The organism is Siminovitchia terrae (assembly GCF_003605405.2).
In the GTDB taxonomy this organism is placed as follows: Bacteria; Bacillota; Bacilli; order Bacillales; family Bacillaceae_C; genus Siminovitchia; species Siminovitchia terrae.
The window spans coordinates 1-10896 of sequence record NZ_QYTW02000051.1 but is presented as its reverse complement, the minus strand read 5'-3'; the positions used below and the strand labels follow the sequence as shown (position 1 = coordinate 10896).

Here is a 10896-nt window from a genome sequence, read left to right as displayed (position 1 = left end):
AGCGGAGCTCGATAAAATCTGGGCGCAAATACGCCAAGGCGCATTTGATAGAAACAGGTGTGGTTGTCATGAATGATTCATTAGAGCCTCTCACTAAAGATTTCTTTCAACAGCCGACTCTTGAATTGGCCCGGTCGCTCTTAGGGTGCCTTCTTGTAAAAGAGACGGAGGAGGGGCTAGCCGCAGGTTTTATAGTGGAAACGGAAGCATACAAAGGACCACATGACCGTGCCGCACATAGCTTCGGAAATAGAAGGACAAAGCGCACGGAAATCATGTTTGGCCAGGCAGGTCTCGTATACACTTACACGATGCACACGCATTGCCTGATCAATGTGGTTAGTGCAGGAATTAATGAGCCAGAAGCTGTTCTGATCCGTGCGTTGGAACCCTTTGAAGGCATCGACTTGATGACACAGAGACGTCCAGTCGATCAAAGGAGAAATTTGACGAATGGTCCAGGAAAACTGACAAAGGCCATGGGAATTACAATGGAGGATTATGGTCGGAAATTTTTTGAGCCGCCTCTGTTCATTAGTGAAGGAAATCCTCCGGAAGAGATTGAGCAGGGAACAAGAATTGGAATTCAGAATACGGGTGAGGCGCGGCATTACCCGTGGCGTTTTTGGATTAAGGGAAGTCCATATGTATCGAGATAAAAGAACCTTCATTTTTTGGAGGTTTTTTTTTATGAAAAAATGCCTTGGATTAGAAAGTGAGGAGACGCAAAACGCAGCTAGGCGCTAAAAAATTTCACTAATTAGCTGTCCACCCCTGTTGCGTTGCCTGAAATGGTAACGAATGCGTATAAAGGTACCCGAACTCGTAGAGACGTTCCAAATTCGTTAACTAATGCGTTGTAAAGATGCCAAAATCACGGTGATGTATCAAATTCGGTAACGAATACGCTGTAAAGATTCGCGAACCCAAAAACCCGCGGTGACATCCGAAACACTGTAACTAGCCTCCTGAAAAGATTGCCAAACTCGCGGTGCTCCCCAAAAGTACACAAAAAATCCCTACTTACAAATATTCCCCTCCACACAGGCTTTTTCAAAAAAAGGGTTTGACATGTATGTTTGTATTAGTGTACTATCTAATTAATACACTAATACAAAGCAACGGAGGTTAATATCATGCGTGCATTTATCGGATTGCTGAAAAAAGATCTAAGTCTAATGAAATTTTGGTATTTTGTCTGGCTCACATTCATGTTTATCGGAATGATCGGGGTTTATGCGCTCTCAGTGTATACATCAGAGCCAAGCATTACAGTTCCATTTCTTGTGACGATGGCCGGCTTTCATGTATTTTTGGCGCCACTATCGCTCCTTACCGTTTTGAATATTGAAGGGAAAACACAACTATGGCTTTATAACCCGCAAAGCAGCTTTAAATTGTTGCTTTCAAAAATTAGTTCGGCAGCCATCATTCAGTTGATTGCGCAAACCTTCATTTCTCTGTATGCCTTTTTTATAATGAAAGTTTTGCTCGATAACGGATTAATCGACAGCTTCAGCAACTTTTTGCCTTTCAAGCAAGGGTTTCTGATGCAGTTAGGGATCTTTGGAACGTCGATGTATATCTCTATCTGGGTCATATTTCTATGGACAGTGTATCATTCGCTTGGAAAGTATCCGGCAATCAGAAACTTCCGCTGGCTCGGGGTCATTCTAGTTTGGTTTGCCTACAATGTGCTGGAAGTTCTCTTTACTAAAACCAAGCTGTTTAAAAATGAGTTGTTCTCATTTGGTGTAAATGTAAATATCGCACCAAAAATGAATTACAAGATGGAGGATGGCTGGAACATCCTGTATACCGATGCCAATATTCCAATCGTTACGATCGGTTTGTACATCATTTTGTCCATCATCTTTTTTCTTTTCGCCAGTTGGCTGCTTGACAGAAAAGTGGAGGTGTAAAAAAACATGGCCAAGGATTTTGAAGCATCCAAACCCATTTATATACAGATCACTGAAAAGATTTCTCAAAGGATCATTCGCGGTGAAATAAAATCCGGAGAAAAACTGCCTTCCGTACGGGAAATGGCTGTACAGTCAGGTGTTAACCCAAATACGATTCAAAGGGCATATGCCGAAATGGAAAGGATGGGAATTGTGGAGACGAAGCGCGGACAGGGGACATTTATCATAGAGAGGGAGAGCGTTGTGGATGAATTGAAGGAATCCATGCAGGCAGAAGTAATCGAACAATTTGTAAGAAGTATGGAGGAGCTGGGATTTTCAAAGCAGCAGATGCTGAACGGATTGAAAAATTATTTGGAAGAGGGTGGACAAAGTGACAATTAAATTGAATGACGTAACGAAAAAATACGGTGCGGAAAAAGCGTTGAATAGTGTCACATTGCATTTTGAACCCGGAAAAATTTACGGGCTGCTCGGCCCGAACGGGAGCGGAAAGTCCACCACCTTGAAATTGATTACAGGTTTGGTCTACCCAAACAGCGGAACCGTTTCGGTTTTACAGGAAAAGGTGACACGAAGAATCAGTAAAAAAGTTGCCTATTTGACTGAACTGGATATGTTCTACGATTCTTTCACCACAGGAAAAATGATTGATTTCTACAACTCCCAATTTCCAGACTTTGATAGGGAGAAGGCCTTTCAGCTACTTCAGGAAATGGAGCTTTCAACGGACAAAAAAATCAAACAGTTGTCTAAAGGGAACAGGGGAAGATTGAAGCTTGTTCTGACATTGGCGAGAGATGTTCCTGTCGTCCTGCTTGATGAACCATTTTCGGGCCTGGACCCGATGGTGAGAGATTCAATTGTGAAAAGTCTGCTAACTTACATTAATTTTGAAGAGCAGACAGTCATTATTGCTACCCACGAAATTGACGAGATTGAGCCGATCATGGATGAAGTTGTTGCCATTTATAACGGGGATATCATCGGCCATGAAAATGTGGAAACTCTTCGGGAAGAACAAGGATTATCTGTTTTAGAATGGTTTAAATCAACAATGGAAAACAAGAGAAAGGGAGTGTAATGGCGATGACATCTGTCGTTGAACTGGAAAATGTGACGAAAACGATTAAGGGAAGAAAAATTATCGATGACTTGACCTTCAATGTTAACGCTGGTGAGGTGTTCGGTTTTTTAGGACCGAATGGGGCAGGTAAAACGACAACGATTAGAATGATTGTCGGCCTGATCGGAATGACGTCTGGAGAAATTAAAATTTGCGGCAGAAGCGTCAGAAAAGAATACGAGAACGCTATCAGCCATGTAGGAGCCATCGTTGAAAATCCTGAGATGTATAAATTTTTGTCCGGCTATCAAAACCTTAAGCAAGCCGCACGTGCTAACAAAGGCATCAACAAGGAGAAAATAGATGAAGTTGTCAAGCTCGTCGGCTTGACAGAGCGGATCCACGACAAAGTCAGAACCTATTCTTTGGGGATGAGGCAAAGATTAGGAATTGCTCAAAGCCTACTCCATGATCCGAATATTCTCATTCTGGATGAGCCGACCAATGGTCTTGATCCTGCTGGCATCAGGGAGATCAGGGACTATTTAAGAAAATTGGCCGAAAAAAAGAATTTGGCTATTATCGTATCCAGCCATTTGCTGTCCGAAATGGAAATGATGTGCGATCGAATAGCCATTATTCAAAAAGGAAGGCTGATCAATGTTCAAAATGTTCTAAGCGACGAGACGGAATCAGACAAAAAGACTTATTTTTGTGATGTTGATAACCGAAATAAGGCAATAAAAGTATTGTCAAGAAACGGTATTCAAGCTGTAAAGCATGATAAAGGCGTTCAAATCTTTTTGGAAACAAGTGAGGTTCCGGATACATTGCGCCTGTTGCTGGAACATGACGTACTCGTTTTTGAAATACGACCTCTTAAAAAATCGCTTGAGGACAAGTTTTTGGAGTTAACGAATAATCCGGAGGTGGCAGTGAATGTTTAATTTGGTGCAAAATGAATGGGAGAAGATTTTTAGGCAAAAAAGCACCTTTATCATGATTGGGTTCCTGATTCTGATTGTATTTGTCAATGCTGGCATGACCAAATATCTCGAAGGAAAAGAAAAGGCGTCCGGAAAGGACTGGAAGCAGGAATTGATTGCGGAAAACGAATCGATGAAACAGGAAGCAGAAGGTGTAAAAGTCATGCCTCCATCCTTGAAAGAATTCTATGATACGGAGACCGCCATAAATGAATATCGGATTAAAAATGACTTGCCTCCAGCTTCTGAAAGCACTGTTTGGACCTTTATCAATGATTCGACAGGACTGATTTCTTTTGCAGGATTGTTTGTATTGATCATTGCTGCAGGAATTGTGGCCAACGAATTTTCATGGGGAACGATTAAAGTATTGCTTGTAAAGCCATATAAGCGGTGGAAGATCCTGCTTTCTAAATATATTGCCGTCAATCTTTTCCTACTTCTAATGCTCACTGTTTTGTTTGTTTTTTCGGGACTTGTCGGAGCTGTACTATTCGGAACAGGCGAAGCTTCTGGAAATGTCCACCTAGCATATGTAGGCGGCCGAGTCGAGGAACAAAGCCTATTTTTATATTTGATCAAATCCTATGCGTTCAACTCTTTAAGCATCTTTTTGCTTGCTGCCATGGCGTTTATGATCTCAGCTGTGTTCAGGAACAGCGCGCTTGCAATAGGCCTATCCGTTTTTCTACTTTTTACAGGTGGAACGATAACAAATTTATTAGCATCCAAATTTGAATGGGCAAAATACAGTTTGTTCGCAAATACAAATTTGATGCAATATGTCGATGGGATGCCATTGGTCGAAAGTATGACAATGAAGTTTTCCATTATAATTTTATTAATCTATTTTTCCTTCTTTCACATCCTGGCATTTTCATTCTTTACAAAGCGTGATATCGCATCTTAGTGTATAAAGGGCGTAAAATAAGACTTAGAGCCTATTACTGTCATACTATAAAAATAATTTGTTAATATAATAATATTTGAAAATTTCACCCCCTTTTTGGTATATTAAAGTTGTAACGAAAAAAGCAAATGAATTGTGACCCGCTATCATAGAATAGTAGAGGGCAATTGTTTGCTTCTTCGTTGCCCAAAATACTCGAAAAGGGGGAATTAATATGAGGAAGAAGCGTTTTACTTTATTGAGTTTTGTAACCGCATTCATGTTGCTGCTAGGCGGCTGTTTTAGCGGCGAAACTGAATCAAAGCCGGATTCTTCGGATAGTGAAAAATCTGGTGAAGAAGAGAAGTCCGATGAAAAGAAAGTGTTGCACCTGAATAACTCAGAAGAGCCGGGGTCTCTGCACCCAGGTACGGCAGAGGGAACTCATGATTCCTGGGTGTTGGAACATGTTTTTGAAGGGTTGACAAAGAAAACCCCGGAAGGGGAAATTGTTGCAGGAATGGCAAAAGATTGGGAGGTCAGCGATGACGGCCTTACGTGGACATTCCATCTGGAAGATGATGTAAAATGGTCGAACGGTGATCCGGTTACAGCCGAAGATTTTGAATATGCCTGGAAGTATGCACTTAATCCTGAAACCGCTTCCGAATATGCCTATCAGCTATATTATCTTGCTGGTGGAGAAGAGTACAATAGCTCGGAGAATAAGGATGAGTATGCTGAGTTGGAAGAAAAAGTGGGGGTCAAAGCAAAAGATGAAAAGACTTTAGAGGTCACATTGGCTGAGCCGACACTTTATTTTCTGGACTTAACCTCATTCTATACTTATTATCCGGTGAATAAGAAGGTTCAGGAAGAAAATCCGGATTGGGCTTTGGAAGCAGATGGCTATGTTTCTAATGGAGCTTTCAAACTTACCGAATGGGAACATAAAGATAGCATAAAACTGGAAAAGAATGAAAACTATTACGACAAGGATAAAATTCATCTTGACGAAGTCAACTTTGTCATGATCGATAATGAAGATACAGCTTGGCAAATGTATCAGGCAGATGAACTCGATTTAGTCTATCCGGTGCCGCAGGATGTTCAAGGGGAGCTTGCCAGCTCAAATGATCCAGAATTGGAAATTGCACGAGATCTATCAGTCTATTACTATAATTTAAATACTGAAGTGAAACCGTTTAACAATATTAAAGTAAGAAAAGCATTATCTATGGCGATAGATCGTAAAGCAATTGTTGAGCATGTTGCACAAGGTGGACAGCCGCCGGCGTATGGTGTGGTCCCGCCAGGAATTCCTGATGTTGAAGGAGATTACCAGGAAAACTCCGGAGCTTTATTTAAGGAAGATGTAGAAGAAGCCAAAAAGCTTTTAAAAGAAGGACTTGCTGAGGAAGGCATGGATCAAATGCCGAAATTTACACTAACTTATAATACGAACGAAGGACATAAGAAGATTGCCGAAGCTGCGCAGGAAATGTGGCGCAAAAACTTAGATATCGAAGTAACATTGGAAAATGTAGAATTCCAAGTGAAACTTGACCGTGAAAAAGCAGGAGATTATGACATTTCCCGTGGCGGTTGGGTTGGGGATTACGTAGATCCTATGACATTCCTCGGTTTATGGGTAACGGGAGGTTCCCATAATGATCCGAATTGGAGCAACTCTGAATACGACAAAAATCTGAAGATAGCAAGAACTTCCATGGACCCAAAAGAACGCATGGAAGCCATGCATAAAGCGGAAGAAATTTTAATCAGTGAGATGCCTGTTATTCCTGTTTATTTCTACACAATGCCTTTTACACTCAAACCACATGTAAAAGGGGTCTTTACACCGACCAACCGTTATCCGCAGTTCATTTATGCTGATATTGAAAATTAAACAAACCATTTTAAAGGGGTATGTCATTCTTGGCATACCCGGTTTGGTATATGCGGAATATCGGTCTTTAACCCTCGCATTCTGATGAAGAGTGAAGAGGGTTCAAAAAGAAAAGCTCTTTGAAAGAGGTGTACACGATGTGGAAATATACATTGAAACGGTTGTTCTGGGCAATTGTCACTGTGTGGGTCATCATTACACTTACCTTTATCATTATGAAAATAATTCCGGGGAATCCATTCGCAAAGGAAGGGAATATGCCTCCGGCTGTATATAATAATTTGCAGCGTCATTATAATTTGGACAAGCCTGAAATCGTCCAATATGGTAACTATTTAAAATCAGTGCTCCAATTTGATTTCGGCCCATCGTTGAAATCAAAATCTATCACAGTCAATGATTATATTAGAAAAGGATTCCCCGTCTCTCTTCATCTGGGGCTCCAAGCAATATTAATAGCGATTACATTTGGTTTAATCCTCGGAGTCATTGCTGCTCTTAACAGGAATCGATGGCCTGACTACCTCTCGATGGTACTTGCCATCATAGGTTTGTCGGTCCCGAATTTTGTCCTAGCTACTTTCCTAATCTATTATGTTGCAGTTGAATGGCAACTGCTACCCGTTGCTACATGGAAGTCCTGGGCACATACTATACTTCCTTCCATCGCACTCGCTATGATGCCGATGGCCTATATTGCCCGTTTAATGAGGTCCAGCATGCTTGAGGTGATGAGCCAGGACTATATTCTGACTGCCAAAGCAAAAGGTTTGTCAGGGAGTGTCGTCATCATTAAACATGCAATCCGTAATGCTATTCTGCCGGTCGTGACGGTTTTGGGGATCCTGACTGCTAATCTGGTAACCGGAAGTTTTATCATTGAGCATATTTTTGGGATTCCAGGCATGGGGGAAATGTTTGTAAAAAGTATCTTCAGCCGTGATTATCCTGTCATTTTAGGGTCTACCATCTTTTACAGCATCATTCTTATCGGGTTGATCTTTATTGTGGATATAGCCTATACATGGATTGATCCGAGAATCAAGATTGCAAGGGAGAGCAGCTAATGAGTAAGCAGGAACTGAAATTGACAGAAGAGATGTTTTTGCCCGCGGAAGATAATTATAAAGAAGCTGAAAAAATTGCAAGACCCTCCATTTCCTATTGGGCTGATGTATGGCGCCGGCTGCTTGAAAACAAACTGGCGATGCTCGGATTGATTGTCATTATAATTTTGGTGATTATGGCAATCATCGGACCGCATTTGAACGGATACTCGTATTATGAACAGGATTTTACAAAAAAGAACTTGAGGCCCAATGCTGAGCATTGGTTCGGAACGGATTCAGCGGGAAGGGATTTGTTCACTCGCAGCTGGTATGGCGCAAGAATATCACTTTTTATTGGAGTGATGGCCGCGCTGATTGATTTTATCATCGGTGTGACGTATGGAGGTATTTCAGCTATCAAAGGCGGTCGAGTCGATAATGCGATGATGAGGATCGCTGAAATTCTTTATTCAATCCCTTATCTTCTTGTTGTGATTTTAGTCATGATCGTAATGGAGAAAGGGATTTGGCCGATCATCATCGCTTTGTCGATCACTGGATGGATTCAAATGGCGAGGCTTGTGAGGGGCCAAGTTTTACAATTGAAGGAGCAGGAGTTTGTTCAGGCATCCAACGCAATGGGAGGAAAAATGGGCTGGATATTAAGAAAGCACATGATTCCGAATACATTAGGGCCTATCCTCGTAAACATCACTCTCAGTGTTCCAACAGCAATTTTTGCAGAGGCGACTTTAAGCTTCCTTGGATTAGGTGTCCAAGCGCCGCAGGCGAGCTGGGGAACACTCGTCAATGATTCGTTAGGGAGTATTCATGTGGGACATTTCTACCAGCTTTTCATCCCAGCTATTTTAATATCCTTGACAATGCTGGCCTTTAACGTATTTGGAGACGGACTCAGGGATGCACTCGATCCCAGGTTGCGAGAATGAGAGAGGTGGGGATCGGTATGAAGAACGTACTAGAAGTAAAAGACTTGCATGTATCCTTTCACACTTACGCCGGGGAAGTAAAAGCTGTCCGGGGTGTCAATTTCAATGTTGGAGAAGGAGAGACAGTTGCCATCGTTGGAGAATCAGGTTCGGGAAAAAGTGTTACGGCCAAATCCATCATGAAGCTGCTCCCTTCGCCACCAGTAAAATATAAGCAGGGAACGATTGCATTTCAAGGGAAGAATTTGCTTGACGTACCTGAGAAAGAAATGCAGCGTATTCGAGGAAATCAGATCAGCATGATTTTTCAGGATCCGATGACATCCTTGAATCCAACGAGCAAGATCGGAAGCCAAATTATGGAGGCCATACTCAAACATAATGACATGAGCAAAAAGGCTGCTGTTGAGAAAGCGATTGATATGCTGAAGCTTGTAGGAATCCCACAGCCGGATAAGCGGGTTAATCAATATCCCCATGAATTTTCCGGGGGGATGCGCCAAAGGGCCATGATTGCGATGGCGCTTGCATGTAATCCGCGTCTGTTGATTGCGGACGAACCTACGACAGCACTTGATGTGACCATCCAGGCGCAAATATTGGAATTGATGAAAAAAATTCAGAAGGAAACGGGAACTTCTATTATTTTAATCACGCATGACCTGGGGGTTGTAGCGGAGGTTGCTGATCGCGTGGTTGTCATGTATGCGGGGCAGGTAGTTGAAACAGGAACAGTGAAGGAACTCTTTGCTAATCCGCAACACCCATACACAATAGGACTGTTAAACTCCATTCCGAGATTGGACATGGATAAAAAACAGCCGCTGTCACCAATTATAGGGACACCGCCTGATTTGATCGATCCGCCTAAAGGCTGCCCGTTTTATGCCAGATGCCAATATGCCATGCGTGTTTGTAAGGATAACGACCCGGATCTTGAGGAAGTCAAACCGAACCAATTGGCAGCTTGTTGGCTTCATCATCCTATGGCTCAACAGAGAGCAAGTGTGTGACAAAGGAGGAAGCAGATGACGCCGGAACTAAAAGAAAAACACTCTTTTGACAAAGGAAGCTCTTCTTCACCATTGATTCAAGTGAAGAATTTGAAAAAATATTTTGCAGTGGAAGATAAAAAACTGAAAGCGGTTGATGGACTGAACCTTAATATCTATCCAGGGGAAACAGTAGGCCTTGTCGGTGAAAGCGGGTGTGGGAAATCAACTGCAGGTCGAACAATCCTTAGATTGAATGAGCCAACGTCAGGTGAAGTTTTATTTAACGGTAAAAATATCTTTTCTAATAATGAAAGAGAAATGTCCAAGCTGCGAAGAGAAATCCAGATGATATTTCAAGACCCCTACGCGTCGTTGAATCCAAGGATGACCGTAGAAGAAATAATTGGGGAACCGTTTGCGATTCACCATACATTGGGCGGTAAAAAGAAAAAGGATCGTATCAAAGAACTGCTCCGGCTTGTTGGATTGAATGCCGATCATATAAGTCGTTTCCCACACGAATTTAGTGGTGGGCAGCGCCAACGGATCGGGATTGCCCGTGCACTAGCCTTGGACCCGAAATTCATCGTGTGTGACGAGCCCATTTCGGCATTGGATGTTTCAATCCAGGCACAGGTTGTGAATCTGCTGAAGGACTTGCAACGCAAAATGGGCTTGACCTACTTGTTTATTGCGCATGATTTGTCCATGATCAAATATATATCCGACCGGATACTTGTCATGTATCTGGGAAAAATGGTCGAGCTGGCAGAGAGTGAGGAATTGTATGCCGATCCGTTGCATCCATACACGAAGGCATTGTTGTCATCGGTTCCGATACCCGACCCTGAATTAAGACGTGAGCGGATTATTCTCAAAGGGGATGTGCCAAGCCCTATTGATCCGCCAAGTGGTTGCGTATTCCGTACGCGCTGTCCGGCAGTCATGGATGTGTGTGCTAAAGCTGTGCCTGAGTGGCAGGAAGTGAAGCCTGGTCACTTTACAGCGTGTCACTTGTATCAATAATGCAGGGGGGAGCGCGCTAAGCCCTTTTTGGGCGATGGCGCGCTCCAACTCTCTTATAAAGGCTCCAACTCTCTTATAAAGGCTCCAACTCTCTTATAAAG

11 protein-coding genes are annotated in these 10896 nt (G+C 42.5%); all 11 read left to right on the top strand.

What is annotated here, in order from left to right:
- Positions 1-68 precede the first annotated feature (68 nt).
- Positions 69-659, top strand: coding sequence for a DNA-3-methyladenine glycosylase (locus D5F11_RS25470; RefSeq protein ID WP_120119539.1), 591 nt, complete (start codon positions 69-71; stop codon positions 657-659).
- A gap of 477 nt (positions 660-1136) precedes the next feature.
- Positions 1137-1922, top strand: a complete 786-nt coding sequence (locus D5F11_RS25465) for a hypothetical protein (protein WP_120119530.1) — start codon at positions 1137-1139, stop codon at positions 1920-1922.
- 6 nt (positions 1923-1928) lie between these two features.
- Positions 1929-2309 carry a GntR family transcriptional regulator gene (locus D5F11_RS25460; protein WP_120119531.1) on the top strand — a complete coding sequence of 127 codons (381 nt, stop codon included), beginning with the start codon at positions 1929-1931 and terminating at the stop codon, positions 2307-2309.
- Complete coding sequence (locus tag D5F11_RS25455) at positions 2299-3009, top strand: ABC transporter ATP-binding protein (protein ID WP_120119532.1); 711 nt, start codon at positions 2299-2301, stop codon at positions 3007-3009. The genes D5F11_RS25460 and D5F11_RS25455 overlap by 11 nt, the downstream gene beginning before the upstream one ends.
- A 5-nt stretch (positions 3010-3014) precedes the next feature.
- Entirely contained in the window at positions 3015-3938 is a 924-nt protein-coding gene (locus D5F11_RS25450) for an ABC transporter ATP-binding protein (protein WP_120119540.1), read from the top strand.
- Entirely contained in the window at positions 3931-4887 is a 957-nt protein-coding gene (locus tag D5F11_RS25445; protein ID WP_120119533.1) for an ABC transporter permease, read from the top strand. The genes D5F11_RS25450 and D5F11_RS25445 overlap by 8 nt, the downstream gene beginning before the upstream one ends.
- 214 nt (positions 4888-5101) lie before the next feature.
- A complete protein-coding gene (locus D5F11_RS25440) occupies positions 5102-6775 on the top strand; it encodes a peptide ABC transporter substrate-binding protein (RefSeq protein WP_120119534.1) in 1674 nt (557 codons plus the stop codon).
- A gap of 137 nt (positions 6776-6912) precedes the next feature.
- The gene (locus tag D5F11_RS25435; protein ID WP_120119535.1) at positions 6913-7842 is read left to right on the top strand and encodes an ABC transporter permease; all 930 of its coding nucleotides are present in this window, start codon (positions 6913-6915) and stop codon (positions 7840-7842) included.
- Positions 7842-8774 carry an ABC transporter permease gene (locus D5F11_RS25430; RefSeq protein WP_120119536.1) on the top strand — a complete coding sequence of 311 codons (933 nt, stop codon included), beginning with the start codon at positions 7842-7844 and terminating at the stop codon, positions 8772-8774. The genes D5F11_RS25435 and D5F11_RS25430 overlap by 1 nt, the downstream gene beginning before the upstream one ends.
- A gap of 17 nt (positions 8775-8791) precedes the next feature.
- Positions 8792-9787 carry an ABC transporter ATP-binding protein gene (locus tag D5F11_RS25425; RefSeq protein ID WP_120119537.1) on the top strand — a complete coding sequence of 332 codons (996 nt, stop codon included), beginning with the start codon at positions 8792-8794 and terminating at the stop codon, positions 9785-9787.
- A 15-nt stretch (positions 9788-9802) separates the two neighbouring features.
- Positions 9803-10795, top strand: a complete 993-nt coding sequence (locus D5F11_RS25420) for an ABC transporter ATP-binding protein (RefSeq protein WP_120119538.1) — start codon at positions 9803-9805, stop codon at positions 10793-10795.
- Positions 10796-10896 lie beyond the last annotated feature (101 nt).